Origin of the sequence: Pseudoalteromonas simplex (assembly GCF_015278155.1) — a bacterium.
In the GTDB taxonomy this organism is placed as follows: domain Bacteria; phylum Pseudomonadota; class Gammaproteobacteria; order Enterobacterales; family Alteromonadaceae; genus Pseudoalteromonas; species Pseudoalteromonas simplex.
In genome coordinates, this window is sequence record NZ_JADILN010000014.1 from 52,926 (window position 1) to 76,649 (window position 23,724).

General features: G+C 42.8%; 20 protein-coding genes. 9 read left to right on the top strand and 11 right to left on the bottom strand.

Annotation, left to right across the window (positions count from 1 at the left end):
• Positions 1 to 140 precede the first annotated feature (140 nt).
• The 4 genes from IRQ78_RS18600 (at position 141) to IRQ78_RS18615 (ending at position 6,477) form a co-directional block, all read left to right on the top strand.
• Entirely contained in the window at positions 141 to 3,089 is a 2,949-nt protein-coding gene (locus IRQ78_RS18600; RefSeq protein WP_054552599.1) for a TonB-dependent receptor, read from the top strand.
• Positions 3,090 to 3,179: 90 nt separating this feature from the next.
• Positions 3,180 to 4,721 carry a tryptophan halogenase family protein gene (locus tag IRQ78_RS18605; RefSeq protein ID WP_194442896.1) on the top strand — a complete coding sequence of 514 codons (1,542 nt, stop codon included), beginning with the start codon at positions 3,180 to 3,182 and terminating at the stop codon, positions 4,719 to 4,721.
• A 20-nt stretch (positions 4,722 to 4,741) separates the two neighbouring features.
• Entirely contained in the window at positions 4,742 to 5,467 is a 726-nt protein-coding gene (locus IRQ78_RS18610; protein ID WP_194442897.1) for a SapC family protein, read from the top strand.
• Positions 5,467 to 6,477, top strand: a complete 1,011-nt coding sequence (locus IRQ78_RS18615) for a cupin-like domain-containing protein (RefSeq protein WP_194442898.1) — start codon at positions 5,467 to 5,469, stop codon at positions 6,475 to 6,477. The genes IRQ78_RS18610 and IRQ78_RS18615 overlap by 1 nt, the downstream gene beginning before the upstream one ends.
• Before the next feature lie 117 nt (positions 6,478 to 6,594).
• On the opposite strand, the gene IRQ78_RS18620 is transcribed toward IRQ78_RS18615, so the two are convergent.
• Genes IRQ78_RS18620 through IRQ78_RS18630 form a run of 3 tightly spaced genes read right to left on the bottom strand, consistent with a single transcriptional unit; the run spans position 6,595 to position 10,616 of the window.
• Positions 6,595 to 6,840, bottom strand: a complete 246-nt coding sequence (locus IRQ78_RS18620; protein ID WP_194442899.1) for a hypothetical protein — start codon at positions 6,838 to 6,840, stop codon at positions 6,595 to 6,597.
• A complete protein-coding gene (locus tag IRQ78_RS18625; RefSeq protein WP_407681627.1) occupies positions 6,831 to 9,308 on the bottom strand; it encodes a glycoside hydrolase family 3 protein in 2,478 nt (825 codons plus the stop codon). The genes IRQ78_RS18620 and IRQ78_RS18625 overlap by 10 nt, the downstream gene beginning before the upstream one ends.
• Positions 9,309 to 9,356: 48 nt before the next feature.
• The gene (locus IRQ78_RS18630) at positions 9,357 to 10,616 is read right to left on the bottom strand and encodes a sugar MFS transporter (RefSeq protein WP_138616053.1); all 1,260 of its coding nucleotides are present in this window, start codon (positions 10,614 to 10,616) and stop codon (positions 9,357 to 9,359) included.
• 231 nt (positions 10,617 to 10,847) lie between these two features.
• Here IRQ78_RS18630 and IRQ78_RS18635 point away from each other — a divergent pair, with 231 nt between their 5' ends.
• The 3 genes from IRQ78_RS18635 to IRQ78_RS18645 are packed head-to-tail and all read left to right on the top strand — an operon-like array spanning position 10,848 to position 14,552.
• On the top strand, positions 10,848 to 12,176 hold the full coding sequence (locus IRQ78_RS18635; RefSeq protein ID WP_138600364.1) for a GH1 family beta-glucosidase: 1,329 nt from the start codon (positions 10,848 to 10,850) through the stop codon (positions 12,174 to 12,176).
• 24 nt (positions 12,177 to 12,200) lie between these two features.
• Positions 12,201 to 13,532, top strand: a complete 1,332-nt coding sequence (locus IRQ78_RS18640; RefSeq protein WP_138600362.1) for a glycoside-pentoside-hexuronide (GPH):cation symporter — start codon at positions 12,201 to 12,203, stop codon at positions 13,530 to 13,532.
• Between the two features lie 21 nt (positions 13,533 to 13,553).
• On the top strand, positions 13,554 to 14,552 hold the full coding sequence (locus tag IRQ78_RS18645) for a LacI family DNA-binding transcriptional regulator (RefSeq protein ID WP_138600360.1): 999 nt from the start codon (positions 13,554 to 13,556) through the stop codon (positions 14,550 to 14,552).
• Here the strand turns inward: IRQ78_RS18645 and IRQ78_RS18650 are convergent.
• The 5 genes from IRQ78_RS18650 to IRQ78_RS18670 are packed head-to-tail and all read right to left on the bottom strand — an operon-like array spanning position 14,539 to position 20,081.
• A complete protein-coding gene (locus tag IRQ78_RS18650) occupies positions 14,539 to 16,506 on the bottom strand; it encodes a response regulator (RefSeq protein ID WP_166338159.1) in 1,968 nt (655 codons plus the stop codon). The genes IRQ78_RS18645 and IRQ78_RS18650 overlap by 14 nt on opposite strands.
• A gap of 50 nt (positions 16,507 to 16,556) precedes the next feature.
• Complete coding sequence (locus IRQ78_RS18655) at positions 16,557 to 17,018, bottom strand: response regulator (protein WP_054552609.1); 462 nt, start codon at positions 17,016 to 17,018, stop codon at positions 16,557 to 16,559.
• Complete coding sequence (locus IRQ78_RS18660) at positions 17,018 to 18,496, bottom strand: sensor histidine kinase (protein WP_138600356.1); 1,479 nt, start codon at positions 18,494 to 18,496, stop codon at positions 17,018 to 17,020. The genes IRQ78_RS18655 and IRQ78_RS18660 overlap by 1 nt, the downstream gene beginning before the upstream one ends.
• A 22-nt stretch (positions 18,497 to 18,518) precedes the next feature.
• On the bottom strand, positions 18,519 to 18,728 hold the full coding sequence (locus tag IRQ78_RS18665; protein WP_054552611.1) for a histidine kinase: 210 nt from the start codon (positions 18,726 to 18,728) through the stop codon (positions 18,519 to 18,521).
• A 12-nt stretch (positions 18,729 to 18,740) separates the two neighbouring features.
• Positions 18,741 to 20,081 carry a sigma-54-dependent transcriptional regulator gene (locus IRQ78_RS18670; protein ID WP_054552612.1) on the bottom strand — a complete coding sequence of 447 codons (1,341 nt, stop codon included), beginning with the start codon at positions 20,079 to 20,081 and terminating at the stop codon, positions 18,741 to 18,743.
• A 216-nt stretch (positions 20,082 to 20,297) separates the two neighbouring features.
• Here IRQ78_RS18670 and IRQ78_RS18675 point away from each other — a divergent pair, with 216 nt between their 5' ends.
• Both IRQ78_RS18675 and IRQ78_RS18680 read left to right on the top strand, forming a co-directional pair.
• Positions 20,298 to 20,810, top strand: a complete 513-nt coding sequence (locus IRQ78_RS18675) for an NUDIX hydrolase (protein WP_054552613.1) — start codon at positions 20,298 to 20,300, stop codon at positions 20,808 to 20,810.
• A gap of 80 nt (positions 20,811 to 20,890) precedes the next feature.
• Positions 20,891 to 21,424 (top strand): cytochrome b, encoded by a 534-nt coding sequence (locus IRQ78_RS18680; RefSeq protein ID WP_054552614.1) that lies wholly within the window; start codon positions 20,891 to 20,893, stop codon positions 21,422 to 21,424.
• 7 nt (positions 21,425 to 21,431) lie between these two features.
• Here IRQ78_RS18680 and IRQ78_RS18685 read toward each other — a convergent pair whose 3' ends face one another.
• Genes IRQ78_RS18685 through IRQ78_RS18695 form a run of 3 tightly spaced genes read right to left on the bottom strand, consistent with a single transcriptional unit; the run spans position 21,432 to position 23,576 of the window.
• The gene (locus IRQ78_RS18685; RefSeq protein WP_054552615.1) at positions 21,432 to 21,926 is read right to left on the bottom strand and encodes a YgjV family protein; all 495 of its coding nucleotides are present in this window, start codon (positions 21,924 to 21,926) and stop codon (positions 21,432 to 21,434) included.
• A gap of 49 nt (positions 21,927 to 21,975) precedes the next feature.
• Positions 21,976 to 22,542 carry a Crp/Fnr family transcriptional regulator gene (locus IRQ78_RS18690; protein WP_194442901.1) on the bottom strand — a complete coding sequence of 189 codons (567 nt, stop codon included), beginning with the start codon at positions 22,540 to 22,542 and terminating at the stop codon, positions 21,976 to 21,978.
• Positions 22,539 to 23,576, bottom strand: coding sequence for an NAD(P)H-dependent flavin oxidoreductase (locus IRQ78_RS18695; protein ID WP_194442902.1), 1,038 nt, complete (start codon positions 23,574 to 23,576; stop codon positions 22,539 to 22,541). The genes IRQ78_RS18690 and IRQ78_RS18695 overlap by 4 nt, the downstream gene beginning before the upstream one ends.
• Positions 23,577 to 23,724 lie beyond the last annotated feature (148 nt).

Consider the following 23,724-nt stretch of genomic DNA (forward strand, 5'->3'; position numbering starts at 1 on the left):
GACGATTGTTTTACTTTCTAATAACTTAATGTAAGCGGTTACATTTTAAAAATCGGGTTCGGCGATTTTTTTTGGAAAGAAATGTAAGCGCTTACAAAAATAGACAACAACATAAAATAAAACCAAATCTGGAGATTTGCATGAACCACACACTTTTCAAGAAAAAGCAGCTTGCTATTAGCCTGTCTATGGCAATGGGTTTAAGCGCGCTAGTTCCTCACTCAGCTGTCGCCGAAGAACAGCCCGACAAAGCAAGTGATATTGAAGTAATACAAGTATCAGGTATTCGCGGAAGCCTAGTAAAATCAATGGATATCAAGCGTCAATCTGCGGGGGTTGTTGATGCAATTACCTCTGAAGACATTGGTAAATTCCCTGATACCAACCTAGCTGAATCTTTGCAACGTATTACCGGTGTGTCTATTGACCGTAGTAATGGTGAAGGTAGCAAAATTACGGTTCGTGGTTTTGGCCCTGAATTTAACTTAGTAACCCTTAACAATCGCCAAATGCCAACAACTGGCGGTCGTTCATTTGATTTTGGTGACATCGCAACAGAAAGTGTGAGCGGTGTTGAAGTATATAAAACAGCGCGTTCTGATATCCCTAGCGGTGGCATTGGTGCAACAGTTAATATCACTACAGCTAAACCACTTTCTAATCCTGGTTTGCACGCTTCGATTGGTGCAAAAGCAGTTCACGACACATCAAACGAAACAGGTGATGATGTAACCCCTGAGCTTTCAGGTATCTACAGCAACACATTCAACGATGACAAATTCGGGATTTTAATTTCAGGCTCAGTTCAAGAACGTGATAACCGCGAACAATCAATGGCAGTTGATAACTGGATCCCAAATGTTGATATTTCATCGTCTCCTGATTTAGCACTGACAGATAACAACCAACGCGCTGATGGCGCAACCTGGTATCCGCAAAATGCAGGTTACGCGTTTTCAGACAATTCTCGTAAACGTACCAATGGTCAACTTGTGCTGCAATACGCACCGAATGACCGCATTACTGCAACCGTTGATTACACTTACTCAAAACTCGAGTTTGAAAAAGATGGCCGTAGCTTTGGTGTATGGTTCAATAATGGTGGTAACGTCAGCGCAGCAACTATCAATGAAAAAGGTACTTACACACAGGTAACTGAAATTGGTGGTGACTACTCTACAAACTTAAACCGTGGTGCAACAACCAACGAAAATAAATCGCTTGGTTTAAACATTGATTGGCAAGTAACAGATAATTTAAACATTGAGTTTGATGCGCATAACTCATCGGCTGAAAGTGCCGGTGTAGGTATTGGCCACGATGCGTTTATGATCATTGGTAACACATCATGTTCATGGTGTGAAAACCCAACAGTTAATATCGACGAAAAAATGGCTGACTTTAGCCAAGGCGAAATTCCGCTTATTGATATGACCTTAACCAATGGCCAAGCAGAAATTTTACCGAGCGATATGGGAACCCTTTTCGCCGGTGTAAACAAAGATACCAACACTAACGATCTTGACCAATACCAGTTAAAAGGTACGTGGTATAACGAAGACAGCGGTGCTCTATCGAGCATTAACTTTGGTGTATCACACACTAAAATCGATTTCCGTACGACAACTGCCTACTCAGGTCAGCTTGCTGCTGGTTGGTGGTTGAACTCTGCCGATTGGTACGATGACAGCATGTTCACTCGTGTCGACAGCTCAGGTTTACTTGATGGCTTCTCTGGTGGTGGTAGCGATAAGTTATTAAATTACTACTACGATGCTGATTTTGATGAGATTGTCGCGATTGCCGAAAGCATTGACTGTGATCACCCTGATGGCGGTATTGGCGCATGTAGCTGGCCTGCTGATGTAAACGGCATGGTGCAAGCGGGTCCAATCGATGACGACCACCGTGTAAGCGAAGAAACAACGGCGGTATACGCACAAGCTAACTTCGAAACAGAATTTAACGGTATGCCAGTGAACATCACTGCGGGTTTACGTTACGAATCAACAGATGTTACAGCAAACAGCTTAGAGCGCCCTGCTGTTGCAATGGAATGGGTTAACGGTAACGAATGGTCTTACATTTACGCTGATGAACGCTCATTCTCAAACGGTGAAGGTAGTAGCAAAGAGTTTCTACCTAGCATCGATATGAATATCGAAGTAGTTGAAGACGTTATTGCACGTTTCTCTTACAGCCGCAGCCTTGCTCGTCCTCCTGTAGGCGCGCTTCGCTCAACAACGTCATTCTTAGGTAACCCGAAAGTGGGTCAACGTAAAGTGGCTGTGGGTAACCCGAACTTAAAACCTTATACTTCAGATAATATCGACCTATCACTTGAATACTACTACGGTGAAGGCAGCTATATGTCTGCGGGTTACTATCGTAAGCAAGTTGATAACTTCCTTGTAAATATCACAACCGAAGAGACGATTGACGGTATTACAGACCCATTCATCGGTGATCGTGCTGAGCAAGCGCGTGACGATTTAGCGGCAGCGGGTGAGCAACCATCTGATCAAGCAATTCACGATAAGATCAACGAAAACCAAGGCACAGAAGAAGGCACACCTATCGTTGGTAACGATACAGATCCTCTAGCAAACTTCTTCGTATCGCGTGATAACAACGTTGAAACAGCAAATCTATGGGGCTGGGAACTAGCAGCGCAACATATGTTTGGTGATTCTGGCTTTGGTATTGCCGCTAACGCGACTTTCGTATTTGGTGATGTTGAAGCAGACCGAGATGCTATCGGCTATCAATTTGCCCTACCGGGTTTAAGTGATTCAGCTAACTTCTCTGCGATTTATGATTTAAATGGATTATCGGCTCGTATTTCTTATAACTGGCGTGATGAGTTCTTAACAGGCTTTGACCAACATGCTTCACCTATCTTTACTGAGTCTTATGGCCAGTGGGATATCAACGTGAACTATTCAGTTAACGAGAACCTAACTGTGTTTGTTGAAGGCCTTAACCTGACAGATGAAACGCAACGTACTTACGTTCGTTACTCTGAGCAGCTGTTACGTGCAAACCAATACGGTGCGCGCTACAACATCGGCTTCCGCTACTCGTTCTAGCATTTTGTTGTCAAAAAAGCCGCTCAACAGCGGCTTTTTTTTTCATAATTATGCTAGTTTGTCTACATAGCATTTGAGATGGCCTTAAACATGCAAAAGAATGAAGTAAAAAAAGTCGTCATTTTAGGTGGTGGTACAGCAGGTTGGTTATCTGCAGGTTTAATTGCTGCCCAGCCTCATTTAACTCACAACGCACAAATTACCCTGATTGAGTCGCCCGATATTGCCACCATTGGTGTCGGTGAAGGTACTTGGCCGACCATGCGACAAACCTTAAAAACCATCGGCATCAGCGAAAGTGAATTTATTCAACGTTGTGATGCTTCTTTTAAACAAGGCTCACGTTTTGATGGCTGGTGCGACGATGAAGGCGACGCACATTATTACCACCCGTTCAGCTTACCGGTGGCATATCAGCAATTAAATATTGCACCTTACTGGTTTGCCAACAAAGATGCCGTGAGTTTCAGCCACGCAGTGGCAAGCCAAACCTACTTATGCGATCACCATAAAGCACCGAAAAACCACTTACATAGCGCCTATCAAGGTGAAGCAAATTATGGCTACCATTTAGATGCTGGTAAGTTTGCCATGCTGCTACAACAGCACTGCACGACCAAACTAAACGTTGAGCATATCGTCAGTCATGTTGAATGTATCAATAGTGATGAAGATGGCTATATTAGTTCATTGCAAACCCGCGATCATGGCACTATTGCGGGTGATTTATTTATTGATTGCTCTGGCACCCACGCAAAGCTGTTACATCAACATTACGGGATAGAGCTAATTGAGCAACACGATGTGTTATTTAACGATCGAGCCGTTGCCGTACAGGTGCCCTATCTAAACCCGCAGCAAGAGCTCCTTTCTTATACCAAAGCCACTGCGCAAGATGCCGGTTGGATTTGGGATATCGGCTTACAAAGCCGCCGTGGTCTAGGTATGGTGTACTCAAGTCGTTTTGCCAGCAGCGAAGATGCGAAACAGGCGCTTAGCCAGTACATTGCAAAAACCCAGCCTGGTACCGCGCAAAATGAACTGACATTTCGTGAAATCAGTTTTACGCCCGGCTATAGACGCCGTTTTTGGTATAAAAACTGTTTAGCTATTGGTATGTCTGCAGGCTTTATTGAACCACTTGAAGCCTCAGCGTTAGTCATGGTGGAGCTTGGCCTGAATAACTTACTTGCTAATTTCCCAACACATCGTGCTGCAATGCCGACACTGGCAAAGCGGTTTGATGAGCAGTGCCATTATCGCTGGCAACGTATCATTGAATTTTTAAAGCTGCATTACGTGTTGTCAAAGCGCACAAGCCCCTATTGGCAAGCCCATAAAGAGGCAAACTCAATCCCTCTGCAACTTCAAGAAAACTTAGCACTTTGGCAATATCAAAGTCCGTGGTTAAACGACTTTGACCGCGCTCAAGAGGTCTTCTCTGCAGCCAGTTACCAGTATGTACTTTATGGAATGAAGCAATTGCCACAATTTCCTGTACTTGCAATGCCAACGGCTATTATTGAGCATTTTAGTGCTAACCAACAACAAGCCAAACGCGGATTACAACAACTACCCACTAACCGCGAGCTGTTAAATCATATTCAGCAATTTGGTATACAACCTATTTAATCTCAGTATTAGGAGGCCCAATGGCCAATCATGTCTTACTTGATAACATCAGCCATAAAGACCTAAAAGTAATCACCACACGCGGTGCTAACTGGGGCGACAATATTAGCTGCGCTACCGTATTTCCAAGTGAGTTTGCTAAAGTTCAAGCAAATCAACCTATCGTATTTCGTAAGCACCCGCAAACAGGTCAATTCGAAGCCCTCGCTTTATTTGGTTTCGAAAATGGCGAAAACTTGCTGCTTAACGAGCAAGGCGAATTACAACTGAGTTACTTACCACTAAGTATGCAGCGCCAGCCATTTTTAATTGGCCAACAAACCCAGTATAACAATGGTATTCCTGAGCAATCACTGGTGGTACATATAGATTTAGACAGCCCACGCATAAGCACACATGATGGCGAAGCCATTTTCCTTGAACATGGTGGAAATAGCGAATACTTAAATCATATTGCTCAAGTACTTAACGCGTTACATCAAGAACACCAAACAATTAATCAGTTTTTTGAGCGTTTGCTTAGCGTTAATTTACTCGAAGCTTTCAGTATTGAATATGCAGATAAAAATGGCGAAAAAGTCACAGTAAGCGGCTTTTATACCATTAACCAACAGGTACTCAATGGCTTAACCGCTGAACAGCTTAAGCAGTTACAACAGCAAGGTGACCTACAGGCTATTTATATGGTGCTGGCATCAATGGAGCACATTCCTCATTTGCTTAATAAAAAATGGGCTCAGCAGTAATGTTTGCGGCTGCGCCAATAAAAGAATGCCAGGCTTCAAGCATTGCTGATCTAAAAACTTTTTTAGCTGAGCTAACTGAGCCACTGGTCATCAGAGATCTCTGCGCTAATTGGCCCCAAGTCATAGCCGCTAAACAAGGTTCTAAAAACGCCTTAGACTATCTTTTAGGGTTTGCCAATAACGCCCCTGTACGCAGTTTTAGCAGCCAGGCAATTCATCAGGGGCGCTATTTTTATAACGCTGATTTCTCGGGGCTTAATTTTTCACAGCACGCCGATAACCTACTTTCTGTGCTGCAAAAATTAGCACTAACACTCACACAAACCGACAGTGATTCACTGTATATGGGCTCTACTGCTGTGGAGTATTGCGCTCCGGGCTTTAGTGTTGAAAACCCATTAACAGTAACCGATTATAACTGCCTAACCAGCCTCTGGGTGGGAAATCATAGTCAGATTGCGGCTCACTATGACAACGCCGATAACCTAGCTTGTGTTGCTGCGGGTAAGCGTACGTTTACACTATTGCCAACTGATCAGGTCAATAACCTTTACGTTGGTCCACTCGAATTTACACCCGCTGGGCAAGCGATTAGCTTGGTTGATTTTGATAACCCTGATTTCAGCCGCTTTCCACGTTTTAAAGAAGCTGTAGCAAAGGCGCAATCGGCAACTCTTGGCCCTGGCGATGCTATTTATATTCCAGCGCTTTGGTGGCATCAGGTTAGTGCAACCAGTCCGTTTAATGTGTTGGTGAACTATTGGTGGCGACAAGCCCCAGAGTATTTAGCAAACCCATTTGATGCCATGCTGCACAGTATGCTGGCAATTAAAGACTTGCCAAACGAGCATAAAGAGAAATGGCAGCAACTCTTTAATCATTATGTGTTTGCTGATGATGTGGATTTAGCAAGCCACGTTGCTGAGCCTGCGCAAGGGATATTAGCGGATATCGACGAACTAACGGCCAGAAAAATAAGACAACTATTACTGCAAAAACTCAACCGATAGAATGAACCAAAAGCCAGCGGATGCAACGAGTTCGGCGAAGCATCTGCAGGCTCTTGGTTCATAATTCACTTATAGCAATCCGCTTAATTAAGTACTATTGCGGATTGGTCTTACCCTTTATTTGTACTGCCGATGGCTGCTTTGTTGCACAGCCGATACCTGTTTCACTATTTTTACTACATTGAAAAACACGTACGTAATCCACCAGCATTTGCTTAGGATAACCGGCAAAATCAACACTTTGTCATCTTGCCAAACTAACTGCCAGCCTTCTCCTAGGCTGGCTTTGACAGGCGCAGGGGTTTGCTGACAGGCACTAAGCGCACCTGTTAGCAAAATAACAGCATACGATTTTACTGACATGAGACTGTTGCGTCCTCGGTGTGCGCGCTCGTTACTGATAGTTTAGCAATTGATACTTGCCATGCACCTTCAGTGGCTAATTGCCAAGGCGAGAATACTTGCCCAAGCTGCACACCTTGCTCTGCAAAGCAGCTCAAATCTACCGTTAGTGTTTGCCAATCATTTACTGCTTTAAGCTGTTTGCTAATATCAAATTGGCCGTCACAGTTTTCACCACATTGCATACCTAGCATTAGCGGCGCATCAGCAGCTTGGTCTACCTTAATCTGCATTTGCAGTTGACCCGCTTTTTCAACGTATGAACGTAAATCCGATGGGAACGCAGCCATTAAACGAACCGCAGCCGCTTCTTTACCATTAAAGCTGATTGCGCGCGCATCTTCTTGTACGTCTTTATCAAAGGTTTTTACGCTAACAGCGTTAAGGGCTGCACGGCTACTGGTCATGGCTTGTTGCTCAGAACCACTTTGTAGTTGCAGTGACCACGGTGCTTTTACGGCACGTTCAAATAATACTAAGTCTTCTAATTTAGCGGCAACTTGTGATTTTTCGCTAAGGTCATCTGCTAATGTGTTTTTATCTTGGTAAGTTAAACCAAAGCCATATGGCAGTAGTGGCGAGTAGTCTTTATCACCACGGTTTTGGTTACCTACCGGGTTATTTGGCCACGAGAACGATAACTTACCTTTAAAGTCATGATTGATAGAACCATCTTGCTTTTTAAGGATAACATCGCTGATTGCATCACCTTCACTGCCTGGTAACCAAGTTGCGACAAAGGCATCACTAGCATTCAGCTCTGCATTCACCCACATTGGGCGGCCACTAATAAATAGCGACACCACAGGAATACCGGCATTTTTTAGCTTTTTAAGCAGGGCTAAATCAGTTTTATTACCACGTTGGTATTCAAGGTTATCTAAATCACCATTACCTTCTGCATATGGTTGCTCACCGAACACCACAATCGCGACATCTGGCTTAGATTCAAATTCGCCATTCACATTGTATTGAACCTGACCACCTGCTTGCTCAACTGTATTTTTGATGCCATCAAAAATTGAAGAACCACCCGGGAAGTCACTATTCTCATTACCTGTACCCTGCCATGTGATTGTCCAACCACCTGACTGCATACCGATGTTATCAGCGCCTTGACCGGCAACTAATACATTTGCATTTGCTGATAGCGGTAACAACTGTTGTTTATTTTTAAGTAGTACCAGTGATTCACGGACTGCTTGTTTTGCAACTGCGCGATGTTCTGCACTACCAATGATCTCTGTTTTACCAGAAAGCGGACGCTTAGCAGGGCTTGGCTTATCAAACAAACCTGCGCGCATTTTTACACGTAAGATACGCGTTACTGCATCATCGATGCGGCTTTGTGCAATTTCGCCACTTTTAACTTGCTTAATAAGGTTTTCGTAAAGTGGTTTCCATGCATCTGTCGGTACCATGTACACATCAAGACCCGCATTTGCAGCCTGCGCACAGTTGCCATTAGTACAACCCGGAATTTGACCGTGGCCGTTCCAGTCACCAACAACAAAACCATCAAAACCCATTTTATCTTTTAGCACGTCGGTAAGTAGGTATTTACTGCCATGAATTTTTTCACCATTCCAGCTGTTGAATGACGCCATTACGGTTTGCGCCCCCGCACCTAAGCCGCCTACATAACCTTGCGCATGAATATCAAATAACTCTTGCTCAGATGCCGTGTTATTACCTTGGTCATCACCGCCTTCTGTGCCGCCATCACCTAAAAAGTGTTTAACCGTACTGATCACACGTTTATCAGATAAAAAGTCGTCATCAACCGCACCTTGCAACCCCTTAACAATGGCTGCTGAATACGCTTTTACAATTTCAGGGTCTTCAGAATAGCCTTCATAAGTTCGGCCCCAACGGTCGTCACGAACAACTGCCACAGTTGGTGCAAATACCCAGTCGATACCAGTTACCATCACTTCTTGCGCGGTAGCGGCGGCAATTTTTTCGATTAACTCAGGGTTGTTTGTTGCACCTAAACCAATGTTATGTGGAAATAATGTCGCACCAATTACGTTATTGTGACCATGCACGGCATCGGTACCCCACATAGTCGGAATTGAGCTGCCATCGAGCGAGTCATCAATTGAGGCTTGATACATTTTTTCAGCAAGATCAATCCAATCTGCAGCGCTGGCATGTTTATCATTATTTGGGAATGCACCACCGCCATTAAGGTAAGAACCAAAGCCGTACTTACGCATATCTTCAACGGTTATATCGCGAATTTCTGGCTGGATCATTTGCGCAATTTTTTGCTCAAGGGTCATATTTGCCAACATTTTCGCAATTTGTGCTTCCATTTCTGGATTTGCTGCAATGCCCGTTTCGATATTTGGCCAAATTTCTTGCTCAGTGCTCACGTTGGTCACCTTATCTTGTCCAGTACAACCTAGCATGCTGACGCTTGCCATCATTAACGAACAGAGAGTGAATGTTTTTTTCAATTTCATTTTTTGCACCTATGAAGTCTGAGTTGATACTTTTGAGCCAACCAGCGCAAAGTAAGTAATATATAAATAACAGGCGATTGGTAAGAATAACGCCATTTGCACGCCAATAGAATCTGCTAATACGCCTTGTAGTAATGGAATAATCGCTCCCCCTACAATCGCTAAACATAAAATGCCTGAGCCTTTTGAGGTGTATTTGCCAAGGCCGTGTAAAGCAAGGCTAAAAATGGTTGGGAACATAATCGAGTTACATAATCCCACAAGCAAAATTGCCCACATAGCAAGGCTGCCCTCACCCGTCATAGCAATCAATACTAACAATACCGCCAACAAGCCATGGCATGCCAACACCTTGCCTGCATTAAATTTCTGCATTACAACTGCACCAATAAAACGGCCAACCATGGCTCCTGCAAAGTAGTAGCTAATATAATGCGCAGCTTCATTTTCTGGTAAACCAGCAATGTTATCTAAGGTCAAAAAGCCCACCAAAAAGCTACCAATCGCCACTTCTGCGCCCACATACACAAAAATACCTACAGCACCTAAAATGAGGTGGCGGTAACGCCAAACACTGCCTAAATCAACAAAATCTTCTAAATCTTGATGTGCCGCTTCGCTATCACTTTCTTTACCTAGTTTTGGCAGTTTTAAAAATGCAAAGATAACCGCAAGTACCAACAAGCTTAACGACAACATTAAATAAGGGAGTTTCACTTCTTCTGCGGTGGCTTGACTAACCTCAGATAGAATTAACCAACCACCAAAAATTGGTGCAACCGTGGTTCCTAACGAGTTAAATGCTTGTGTCATAGTCAAACGCGAAGATGCTGTTTTTTGCGGACCAAGTACACTTACATAAGGATTGGCAGATACTTGTAAAATCGTGATGCCCGAGGCAAGGACAAACAAGGCTAGTAAAAATAATTCGTACACATGGGCAACCGCAGCTGGGTAAAACAGCGCACACCCCACGGCTGCGACCAATAAGCCAACCACGATACCAAACTGGTAGCCAATACGACTGACCAACTTTCCAGCAGGGATCGACATCACAAAATACGCACCAAAGAAGCAAAATTGAATGAGCATAGCCTGCGTATAGTTAAGTGAAAACATACCTTTTAAATAAGGGATTAAAATGTCATTCAGACAGGTTATGAATCCCCACATAAAAAATAATGTGGTCAATGATGCCAGCGCAAAGTGCTGCTTAGGCATATCTGCTTGGCTTGCAGCAGCCGACACAGGGGTTGAAACATGAGCCATAATTTTCTTCTCTAGTTAATTATATTTATCAGTTTGTTACAGCAAGGTTTAATACTTAATCACTAACAGCAAATAGCGAAATATGTTGCAACATTAAATGTAAGCGCTTACATTTATAACATATAAATCATATTTAGCAATTTATTTGCAGAAAAATTGTAAGCGCTTACAACTGAGTCTAAGCTCTAATTTACTAAGCCTTACACTTAACCCGAAGGACGAGTATCTACTGTGTATAAATCAATTTCACTGTTACCAGATTCATCTTTACTCAAGCCCGAGTTCACGTTCGGTGTGGCAACAGCTTCATTCCAGATTGAAGGGGCACGCGATAAGCGCCTTGATTGTATCTGGGATACATTTTGCGAAAAGCCTGGCGCTATTGCTGACCAAAGCCATGGCGATGTAGCTTGTGACCATGTTGCACGTTGGCAGCAAGATGTCGAGATGATTGCAGATTTGGCTGTCGATGCTTACCGCTTATCTATTTCGTGGCCAAGGGTCATGCAGCAAGATGGCTCGGTTAACGAGCAAGGTATGGCGTTTTATGTTCAGTTATTAACGGCTTTAAAAGCGCGTAACATTAAAACCTATGTCACCTTATATCACTGGGATTTACCTCAATACCTTGAAGATAATGGCGGCTGGTTAAATCGCGAAACAGCCTATAAATTTAAAGACTATGCCGAACTTGTTACTCAACATTTAGGCCATTTGGTTGATTCATTCGCCACCTTGAACGAACCATTTTGTAGCGCTTATTTAGGCTATGAAGTGGGTGTACATGCACCTGGCATAAAATCACAACAAGCTGGCCGACAAGCAGCGCACCACTTACTACTCGCCCACGGCCTTGCTATGCAAGTATTACGTAAAAACTGCCCAAGCACAGAAGCAGGTATCGTATTAAACTTCAGCCCAACGTATCCTTTAACCGAAGATGATAAAAAAGCCGCAGAGCTTGCTGATCAATACCACAATCAATGGTATATCAAAGCGATTTTAGAAGGTGCTTACCCCTCTTTAATGGATGATTTAGCAGATGAAGTTAAACCAATTATTATTGCTGGCGATATGGCAATTATTCGTCAAGCCGTCGACTTTATTGGCGTTAACTATTATACCCGCATACACTACAAAAATACCGCTGATGGCTGGTTTGAAGAAGCAAACCTTGCGGATGTTCGTGTTACCGATATGGGCTGGGAAGTTTATCCTCAAGGCTTAACTGAGCTTTTAGTATCATTACATCAGCAATATGATTTACCAAAAATGTACATTACCGAAAATGGCGCAGCCATGGCCGATACATTAGAAAATGGTGAAGTGAACGACATAGAACGCGTAGATTATTATCACACTCATTTAAATGCAGTGTGTGATGCAATTCGCCAAGGCGTCGATATTCAAGGCTACTTTGCGTGGAGCTTAATGGACAACTTTGAGTGGGCCTATGGCTACGAAAAGCGCTTTGGGTTAGTTTATATTGACTACCAAAGCCAACAACGCATTTTAAAAGAAAGCGCAAAACAATATCGCGCGCTACTCAAACAGCGATAAAAATAACAACAATCGAGAACACACATGCTGACAAAAAGAGAAAAAATAGCCTACGGATTAGGCGACACAGCAAGTAATATCATCTTTCAAACGGTGATGTTATTTTTAACTTTTTTCTATACTGATATATTTGGTATTTCACCCGCGATTGTTGGCACCTTGTTTTTGGTGGTGAGAGTCGTTGATGCCATCACCGACCCATTAATGGGAGCCTTAACCGATTCAACTCGCACTAGGTGGGGAAGCTATCGCCCCTACTTACTCTGGCTCGCTTTACCATTTGGGGTGATCAGCATGATCACCTTCACCACACCTGATCTGCCTGAGTCAGGCAAAGTCATTTACGCCTTTATCACTTACACTTTGCTGATGCTGGTGTACACCGCGATTAACATTCCTTACTCAGCGTTAGGCGGGGTATTAAGTGGCGACCCTAAAGAGCGAGTATCCATTCAATCTTATCGCTTTGTGTTTGGTATGCTGGGCGGCTTAATTGTCAGTGCCTGTACCTTGCCTTTGGTAAACTGGCTTGGCAAAGGTGATAACGCTACGGGCTACCAACTCACGATGGCCCTGATGAGCGGCTTAGGTGTGATCTTATTCTTAATTTGTTTTCGCTTTACCAAAGAGCGCGTAGCAGCGCATAACACCTCATCGTTGAGCTGGAAAACCCGCATGAATACGCTATGGCAAAATGGCCCATTTAAAGTATTGTGCTTTGCCGCATTTATGCTGTTAACCAGTATGGTACTGCGCACCACCCTTGCCATTTACTATGTAAAATATGTGCTTGGTGAAGCTGAGCTGGTCACCTACTTTGTTACCATCGGCATGATAGGTAATATTCTGGGCTGTGCCTGTGCAAACCCTCTTAGTAAACGCGTTGATAAGAAAACGGCCTATATTCGTTTGCAATACATCTCTGCGGCAATTAGTTGCGTGGCGTTTTGGTTGCCGGGCGAACAACTTGCACTTGCCTTTGCGGTGTACTTTTTGTGGTGTTTTTTCACGCAAATGGCAACTCCGTTACTGTGGGCAAAAATGGCCGACACCATAGATTATGGGCAATGGAAAACCGGTGAAAGGCTAACAGGCCTAGTCTACGCAAGCGTGGTCTTTTTTATTAAGCTTGGCCTTGCTCTTGGCGGTGCCATTGCAGGTTGGTTATTGGCATTTTATGGCTATGAAGCCAATACCGAACTCAGTGAACACACGCTCTCGGGTATCTTAATTTCATTTACCCTTTACCCAGCAATAGGTAGTATGCTTGTCGCATTTATCATGAAAAGGTATATTCTTGATAATCAAACGGTTGAGCGGATCAGTGCCGATTTATCGTTAAAAAAGCATCCATAACTTTGTTTAAAAAGGAATAACATGGCCACCATTTACGAGGTGTCGAAACTTGCAGGCGTTTCTCTTGCAACCGTTTCGCGAGTAATGAACAACAATGCAAATGTCAGTGATGCAACACGTAAAAAGGTCACTGCCGCAATGGATGAGCTTGGCTATAGACCTAACTCAATTGCTCAGTCACTGGCATCAAATTGCTCGAACAGTGTTGGTCTACTGGTCTCTGAATTACAAGGTCCATTTTACGGGCCTATGATGAGCGGCATTGAAAATACCTTTCGTAATCAAGGCAAACACCTGATTATTGCTGCAGGTCACAGTGATGAAGAACGAGAAAAACAAGGGATTGAATTTTTAATTAGCCGTAACTGCGATGCGCTTATTTTGCATGTTGAAGCTGTCAGCGACGACTACCTAATTAAACTTAGCAAAGGCCGTACTCCGTTTGTACTAATCAACCGCTATATCAGCGAACTCAGTGACCGCTGCATTTTGCTTAATAATATAAAAGGCGGATATCTAGCGACTAAACATGTTCTAGAACAAGGTCATAAAGACATTGCCTACATCAGTGGACCAGCTTGGAAGCAAGATGCCAAAGACCGCCTAGAAGGCCACAAACAAGCGCTGGCTGAGTTTAACCTTGAGTTTGATGAAAACCTCTTATTTCAAGGTGATTTCATGGAAGCGAGCGGTTATGAGGGGTTAAAAGCGCTTCATCAACAAACGCATCCATTCACGGCGCTTATCTGTGCTAATGATGAAATGGCAGTGGGTGCCATGGCAAGCGCACGTGATTTAGGGCTAACGTTACCTAAGCAATTGTCGATTATGGGCTACGATAACGTGTTTTTCACCCGTCACGTTTACCCACAATTAACCACCATTAATTACCCCATAAATGAAATGGGCCGCATGGCTGCTGACTGGGTGTTAAACCAAGTTTATCAAAAACAAACACCGCCGTTACAAACGCTATTTGAACCTGAACTTGTAGTCAGGCATTCAATTAGTCAGCAATAAGCTCGGATAACAAGCCAAGATTAATCGGTTTTAACAGCACTTGTTCTATATCAAGTTGTTTAATTCTTTCTGGCTCTGGTTCGGCGCCACTTACAATGACTAATTTTAAGTCCGGGTGGCGCTGTTTAATTTCTTTTGCTAAATCTAGCCCTCCACCATCAGGCAAATGCATATCCAGTAATACTTTAGCAAAATTTTGGTCGTCACTCAGTGTCTCAAGACACGCAGCACAACTTGGCGCTATGACAGTTTCAACACCTAAGCTTTCAAGCAATAATTGGGTAATCTGTGCCGCATCACTGTCGTCTTCAACCAATAAATAACGCGTGCTCTGGTTGGTCATTTCAGGGCTGTCGTCTTGCTCAACCACAGGTGCAGTATTGCCTTCGCAAATATAATGATTAAGCACTTGGTAAAGCAACCCAGAATCAACCGGCTTGGCAATCATATCGTTAAAACCAAGTGCGCTTAACTCAGTTTTCACCCCTTTCATAGTGGCCGCAGTAAGCGCGATAATTGGCCCTTGATAACCCATTTTACGAAGTTCAATAGTGGCTTCTTTACCGCCCATAACCGGCATATGCAAATCAATAAAAACAATATCAAAAGGCTCACCCGCTTGTTCTGCATTAGCGACTTTCTCAATAGCTTGTTTACCGTGTTCTGCGTATTCCACTTCAGCACCGGTCATAGTGATCATATGACCTACTAGGTTACGTAAATCTTTTAAGTCGTCGACCACTAATACCCGACCACTGGTTTCAAGGGTGGCTAATTTTTGTTGGCAATCTGGGTTTGAATCAAAACGCAGTACTTGGCGCTCAACATCACGAATGTTGCCCGGGTAGATAGAAAGGGTAAATTCTGAGCCCACACCTTGCGTAGACTCAAGCTCAATTGAGCCTTGCATTCGATTAAGTAGCTCAGAACAAATGGCAAGGCCAAGCCCTGCTCCACCGACATCTCGGGATTCTACATCAGCAATTTGTTCAAATGGTTTAAAGATCAAAGCTTGTTTTTCGGCTGGGATTCCAAGACCTGTGTCTTTAATACTAAAAAACAGCATTTCGCGCTCATTAACCCAAGCAGTCCAAGCACGCACTGTGATCTCGCCTTGGTTAGTAAACTTAATTGCATTGTTGATGATGTTAATCAGGATTTGGCGTAACCGCGTCGCGTCTGTGTTGACAACTAAAGGTAAGGCTTGCTGAGATTCAAATTTAAGTGTTAAGCCTTTATCAACCGCTGAGACGCGCATTAAGGTATAAACGTCCGCCATTAGGCTATCTAAATTGACATCACTGCAATTGAGCTCAAGTTTATCAGCAGCAATTTTTGATAGGTCGAGCACATCATTAAGTAAGCTCAGAAGATGCTTACCATTTCGGTAAATCACACCCAGCTCGTTTTGGGCATGCTGGTTCTTACCACTTTGCATTAGTAACTCGGTATAACCCAAGATGGATGACAGGGGCGTACGTAACTCATGGCTTAAATGCGCCAAAAAACGGTCTTTAGAACGGTTTTCTGCTTCAGCTTTTAAGCGTTCAACACGCTCATCTTCAACATCTCGTCGTGCTAACGCATAACGAATAGCGCGGGCAAAACGGCTAGAGTTCATCTCGTTTTTAACAAGGTAATCAACCGCACCGGCATCAAGCGCTGCAGAATCGAGAGCTTCATCTGATTGCCCGGTAAGCATGATAATCGGACCGCGAAAACCATTATCAACGGCCCGTTTTAGCACTTCTAAACCATCAGAGGCACCTAAACGATAATCTAACAAACAAATATCATGCTTGTTTTCGCTCAGCACACTGATGGCCTGTTCAGGGCAACTTAACCACTCAACATCGAATGTATGGGAACCTAATTGCTCTAGGTAGTCGCAAGTAAGAATATAATCGTCTTCGTCGTCTTCTACTAAGAGTAATCGGGTTACCTTATCTAACATTCTTATTCCTTATAGCAATTTGCTTAATAAAATACTATCGCAAATTGGAATTAATCGTTCTGTGGTGTTGGCAGCTCTACAAACTCTACCCAGTATTTCCCTAATGTTTGCATTAACTCGACTAAACCTTCAAAAGTAACTGGCTTAGTAATGTATGATGCAGCCCCTAAGTCGTAGCCTTTAACCATATCTTCTTCTTGTTTTGATGTAGTTAAAATCACCACCGGAATACCCTTCAAGTTAGGGTTAGCTTTGATTGCTTGTAAAGCTTCACGGCCGTCCATACGCGGCATATTCAAATCGAGTAAAATCAAGCCCGGGCGCGGTGAGCTTTCTTTTTCACTAAATTTGCCTTTACGCTCAAGGTATTCAAGCAGTTCTACACCGTCTTCAACAAAAAACAACTCGTTTAATACACGGCTTTCGGCCAATGCATCTTGGGTTAATAAACGATCATCTTCGTCGTCATCAGCCATTAAAATGGTTATTGGTTTAACTTTATTAAGTGGCATTACGCCTCTCCTTGTAGTGTGAAAAGCGATGTTTCCACGGGTAATTTAAGAGTGAAGCTTGCACCCTCACCAACGTGACTACTTGCTGTTATTTCTCCGCCATGGCGCTCCACAATACGGCGACAAACCGATAGTCCTATGCCTGTGCCTTTGTATTGCGAACGGCCATGTAACCGCTGGAACGGAACAAATATTTTTTCTAGGTATTCTTCTGAAAAGCCAATTCCGTTATCTGAAATTGTAATAACTTCCCACTCTACATCAGTGTGATGAACTTCGCTAAATTCTGAAATTCGCTGATATGCAATATCAATGACAGGCGCAACATTCTCACGTCTAAACTTTACTGCATTCGACAGAATGTTTAAGAACAACTGTAGCATTTGACTCGGGTCTGCTTGAATATGCGGTAAGGTATCGAGGTTAACCGTGGTCTCAGATTCTTTTATTGCGATTTCAAGATCATCAAGTACCTCTGCAACGACTTCATTCAAATCTGTATCAACAAAGTCCTTACCACGAGTGGTTACGCGTGAGAATTCAAGTAGGTCATTGATTAAATTAGACATACGCTGAGCGGCATTTTTCATACGATTAATATAATCAACCCCTTTTTCGCCGAGCTCATCTTTAAACATCTTTTCAAGGCGGTCACTGAAGGCTTGAATCTTACGCAGTGGTTCTTGTAAATCATGACTTGCAACAAAGGCAAAGTCTTCAAGCTCTCTATTTGAGCGACTTAGCTCATCTGAATAGATGGTTAACTCTTGCGTACGTTCTGCAACCTTTGCCGCCAAGTTTTCGTTTTGTTTTTCAAGGTCAGCTCGGTACTTAGCTTGATTGCGTATGTTGATACGGGTTAACACAAACATACCAATAAGCAGTAAAGCGCTTGTCACTGCAGTAATCGCAAATGTTAACTTCGCTTCGTTTTTAATTTGTGAGAGCTTTGCAAACTGCTCTATTTTAAAATTAAGCTCACGCATTTGAATTTCATCAACTCCAGCGCGAATATCTTTATATAAATCACGACCTTGGTCTGTTAATAACAAGCGGCGAGCTTTCACGTCTTTATTTGCAAGAGCCAGATCGGTGGTTTTAGTCATCACTGCGACTTTATCGTTTACTAAATGAATTAAACGAGCAATGCGGTCTGCTTGACCGGGAATTTCTGAATGCAAGCTTTTCACAAGCATGATCTGCGCTTGCATTGAAGCGATAGCATCATTGTAAGGCAGTAAATAATCTTCTCGGTCACTAAGAAGATAACCTCGCTGACCTGACTCAGCCTGTACTACAGATAAATGTAGCCGCTCTATTGCAGTATTAAGTGAGTTAGTATTATCAAGACTACTTTGTGTTTCTGTTAGAGAGCGAATGCTATTGAGGGCTAAAAAAGCATTCGCCACCACGATACACAGCACCACGGCAATAAAGCCAGCCCAACTGACCGCTATTTTTCCTTTTTGTTTTTGCATTTGCTTCCCAATCAATGAGTGCTCAATCTGCTGCGTGAGTGTCACTTATTTCTTGTAAGTGTTCACTGCACTGCTGACAGTTTGTAATTATTTTATCTAATGCCTCGAGCGCTTTTTGCTTAGGCATATCATTTTCTAATACGAGCTTAACTAACTCTGCATTCATCGAAATACGGTTTAGCGGTGCACGAGCATCGTGCACCATTTTTCGTAAAGACTCGTTGTTACTCATAGCTATCCTTAGTTATTTGTATTCGCCAATGCCCCCATAAGCATTTAAACGGTTATAAAGTGTTTTCGTACTGATCCCCAGCATTTGCGCAGCAATCGTCTTATTACCTTGTACTTTATCTAAAGTCGCGTGGATCAATTCTTTTTCAACTTCTTCAATGGTTTGCCCTGCAACAACTTGGTTTGCTTGGCTCTCTTTATTCACTTTAGAAAACGGTGATTCTAACGAATCAGGTAAAGTAATAACGGAGCCTTTAGGGTCACTCATGATAAAGGCACGGTGTATAGCATGGCGAAGTTCACGCACGTTACCAGGCCAATCATGGGCCTCAAGTTCTTTGATTTGCGCTGCTTGCCATTTAAAGTCGGTGCCGTTTTCATCATTAAGCTGCTCTAAAAAAGCATTGGCAAGCAATGGAATATCTTCTTTGCGCTCACGAAGCGGTGGAATATCAATAGGGAATACCGCTAAACGAAAGTAAATGTCTTCACGAATAACATTATTTTGCGCAAGGTCGGTCAAGGTGCGGTTGGTTGCAGAAATAACGCGGCAATTTACCGCTTGCTCTTTGGTTCCACCCACTCGAGTTACTTTTTTACTTTCGAGTACACGTAGTAAGTTTGGCTGCATATCAATGGGCATTTCTGTCACTTCATCTAAAAACAAAGTACCACCAGCAGCTTGCTCAAACACCCCCTCTTTACGTGCAATAGCGCCTGTAAATGCGCCCTTTTCATGGCCGAAAAGTTCGCTACCAATCAGCTCTTTAGAAAATGCACCACAGTTAGTTGCTACTAAAGGGCCATCACACTCAGTGGCGTTGTGAATTGCCTGAGCAACCACTTCTTTACCAGCACCACTTTCCCCCATCAACATTACATTGGCAGAAGTTGCTGCAACACGCTCAATCATAGTGTAAAGCTTTTGCATCACCTCAGATTCACCAATTAAGGTGCCAAAGTGGCGCTTTATAGCTGGCGTTGCTTTTTTCTTAGGGCTTGCTTTTTTCGGGTTGAGTACCCGTTCTATATCTTCTCGTTGTAGTGGTTTGACTAGGTGACCAACATTAGGCTCACACATTTCAGCCAACTTACCCTTTACTGAAGGATGCCCTGAGATTAACGTAACACGAGGCGATTGACCGATTGCTTTTAAGTGCTCAAGCAAATGTAGACCGCTGCCATCTGGCAACATAAAATCTAAAAAAACATGGTCAAACGTGTTGTTTTCAAACCATTGCTCAGCTTCAGCAAGGTTCGCTGCGGTATTTATATTGTGCCCGAGGAACTCAACAATGTGACAAACTACATCACTAAACTCACTGTCATCATCAACTAAAAGTACGTTTAACATATTTATTCCATAAGCTTTTTTAATCATTCTACGCTTAGTTCCAATAAAAATAAAATAAAGCGCGTTAGATACTAATTGAATTCAAATTACGACCATATTACTGCATTTAGTTCCACTTTAGGGTAAAAAGTGAGAAAAATACTAGAAACGGGTTATTATTGCCTACTCAAAATTAAGCTGAGCTGTACTTATTTTAAGTTATTAAGTTGTAATCATATGAAGTTATTAAGAAAAGTTATTCACCCAAGTTTAGGAAACGACTACGGCACTGTATTTATTCGTAACACTGCCCGCGCCATTGTTTTAAAAGGTGAACAAATACTACTTTTATACACCGCTCGTTATGATGACTACAGTTTACCGGGTGGCGGGGTTGATAAAGGCGAAAGTATTGAGCAAGGGCTCCTGCGAGAACTTCATGAAGAAACAGGCGCACAACAAATTCAAATAAAGCATTCACTAGGCTTATACGAAGAAATCAGACCTTGGTACAAAGACGACTTTGACTGTGTTCATATCAAATCTTATTGCTACTTTTGTGAAATAAGCGATGAATTTGCTGACCCAAAAATGGAGCACTACGAAGTGCAAAATGGCATGCAACCTAAGTGGGTGAACATATTTGATGCCATCGCACACAACGAAACCACCATGGCAATGAGTGAAAAACAGGGCTTATCGATTCAGCGCGAGACCTTTTTATTAAAGCTGATTGCTGACACTCTTTAAGTTTTTTACATTACTTTACGCAACCCTCAGCTATTGGGGCAGTCTATACTTATAATTAAAGCCAATTATGAGAGTCAACCATGAGTAAAGTAGCAGCCCTTTCTAAGCCAACCATCCTGTTACATTGGACCGTTGCCATTTTGTTTATCGGCGTATTTGCGATGGGCATTTATGTTGCTGATTTTGCCGAGCCACCCGCTAAATTTACTTATATGGGATGGCATAAATCAATGGGCTTAGTAGTATTAGTTTTTGCCATCGCAAGGCTTATTTGGCGCATAAAAGAAGGCGCATTACCTGCAACATCTGACATGCCTAAATGGCAAACCGTAATTGCTCACCTCACTCATGGCTTATTATTACTTGCGACCCTAGCTATGCCGTTATCTGGATTTATCATGAGCTATGCGGGCGGTCGTGCAATTAGCTTCTTTGAGTTTGAGCTATTGAGCGCACCAGAAAAAACACCTTGGCTTGCAGATGCAGGCAGCTTTGTGCACCACAGTTCTGTGCTCATTATCGTGGTGATTTTAGCCTTACACGTTGCTGCTGCACTTAAACACCAGTTTGTTGACAAAGATGGCATGCTGAGCCGCATGCTAGGTAAGTCTTAAATAAAATTTAAGCGGGCTTAGGGTTAGCATAAAAGCGCCATAAGCCCACTAAATTACTTATTAAAAACACTGTTTCCATTACCACTGCTAGTGGTGAAAACGCTAATAAATTGTGAACTATCCAGCACACAGTGCCGACAATCATCAACAGGCGTAAGGTAAAATCTTTGCCTTGGAATGAAGCATAGGTTTGCATTAACGTTGCTGCCAGTGCGATAAAGCTAACCCAGCTATGCAATGTTAATAGTACTGCGCTAATACTCAAAAGCATAAACGCTATCATCACCCAAGTTTTGCGCGCAAAAATACAATAGCCATAACGTAGGGCGGCAATCAGCATTAAGCTTGCAGCACTGAAATTATCAAGCAGCATAAAATGCACTGATGTCAGTAATACTGAGCTAAACAAACAAGCTAAAATAGCTTGTCTTTGTTTAAACTGAAAAGAAGCCAAATCGAGTAATGTGGCAATGGCAACTAAGCACTGAGATAAAATAAACATAACGACTCCTGAAAAATCAGCAGTGTAATGTTCACTGTTTTGCTGCGCCTTAACTTAAGTTAAGACGCCGTCTAATTCGCGATAAAGAAATCGCTGAAATCCCTAAATACATAGCAACATCGTTTAAGCTTAATTGCTCAAGCCAGTGCGGTTTTTGATCTAATAAATATTGATAACGTTGCTCTGGCGTATTGAGTAATAAAAACGCTTCTTTTGCTTCTTTAAACAATAATTGCTGACTAATTAATTGATATTTAATTGCTTGCCAGTCAGTACTATCAAATAAAGCCAAAGGCACCTTAATAAGCTCAGCATCACGTATTACTTTGAGTTGATAGAGCGCAGGGGTTTTAGTCAACCAGTTCCCATAAAGCAGTGCAAACTCATCTTGAAAGTAAAACTCTTTACACTTTTGTGTGCCTTGCGATGATGCATGTAATGCACCAAGCACCCCTGATATAATTAAGTAACCCGCATCTTGCTCATCGCCTTGCTGTAATAAAATATCTCCCTTGGCGTATCGCTTAATTGTGCATTGCCCAGCAAGTTTATTACGAAATTTACAAGCTAACTGATGGTAGCTATCACCAAGAGGAAGTAACTGAGCATCGTTCAAGATTGCCAACCTTGCATTAGTAGTTCAGTAATTTGCTGAGCATTAATACCTTCTCTAACAATAAAGCGCTCACCACACCAAAGTGGTGAAAAACCACTATCGCCTTTGGCTTCAGCTTTTGCACGTAATGCGGTCATCGCAATCGACGCATACGGAAAAGGCGGCGCTTGCTCTGGCATAGCTCCTAACTCTTGCATGACTCGATTGCTAATACCTCGTGCTGGACGACCAGAGAATAAGGTAGTCAATTCAGTTGAGTCTGGCGCAACCGTTTTTAATACTTCACGATGTAAAGCACTTGTTGTCGCTTCTTCACAAAGTAAGTAAGCGCTCCCCACCTGCACTGCTGCGACACCTAATGCTTGGTATTGGGCGACATCTTCTGCCGTGCAAATTCCACCTGCTGCAATAACATGTATATCAAGCTCTACACATTCTCGCACTAATTGCGCAGTGGTTGGTTGCAGCGATAAATCCATTGATAAAAAATGGCCTCGGTGGCCGCCAGCTTCAATCCCTTGTGCAATAACCGCATCGGCTCCATTTGCTTGTAACCAACGCGCTTCATCTAACGTTGTGGCTGATGAAAGAACCGTTCCGCCCCACGCTTTTATTTGAGAAACAATCTCTCTACTTGGTAGACCAAAATGAAAGCTTACAACGGCAGGCGTGTAAGGTGCGATAAGATCTATTATTTGTTGATTAATTGGCTGGCGCGAAGCATTACGGGTAAATTGTGAGACATCGACAGCAAACTCATCAAAATAAGGTGTAAGCAGATTATGCCAAGCCGTTTGCTGAGCCAGGGTATAGTCGGGTGTTTGATGACAAAAAAAGTTAAGATTGTAAGGCTTATCAGTATGCTGGCTAAGATAATCAAGTTCTGATTTTAGCAGCTCTGCTGAGAGCATAGCGCAAGGTAAAGAACCAAGCCCTCCAGCTTCACACACAGCGACTGCCAGTTTAGCATTTTGCACACCCGCCATCGGCGCTTGAATAATCGCAAGTTCAGTTTTTAACACAGAATTTGTCATTACATATTCCTTGTAAGTTTTTCAACCTAATGCAGTTTTTACAGAGTTTAAGCTTCTCAAAGGCTAACTGAAAAATAAAAGTCTTCTAAAACAATAAGCTATAAAACTCAAAAAATAGGTATTAGCTTTGCAGACTAGCTCCTACAAC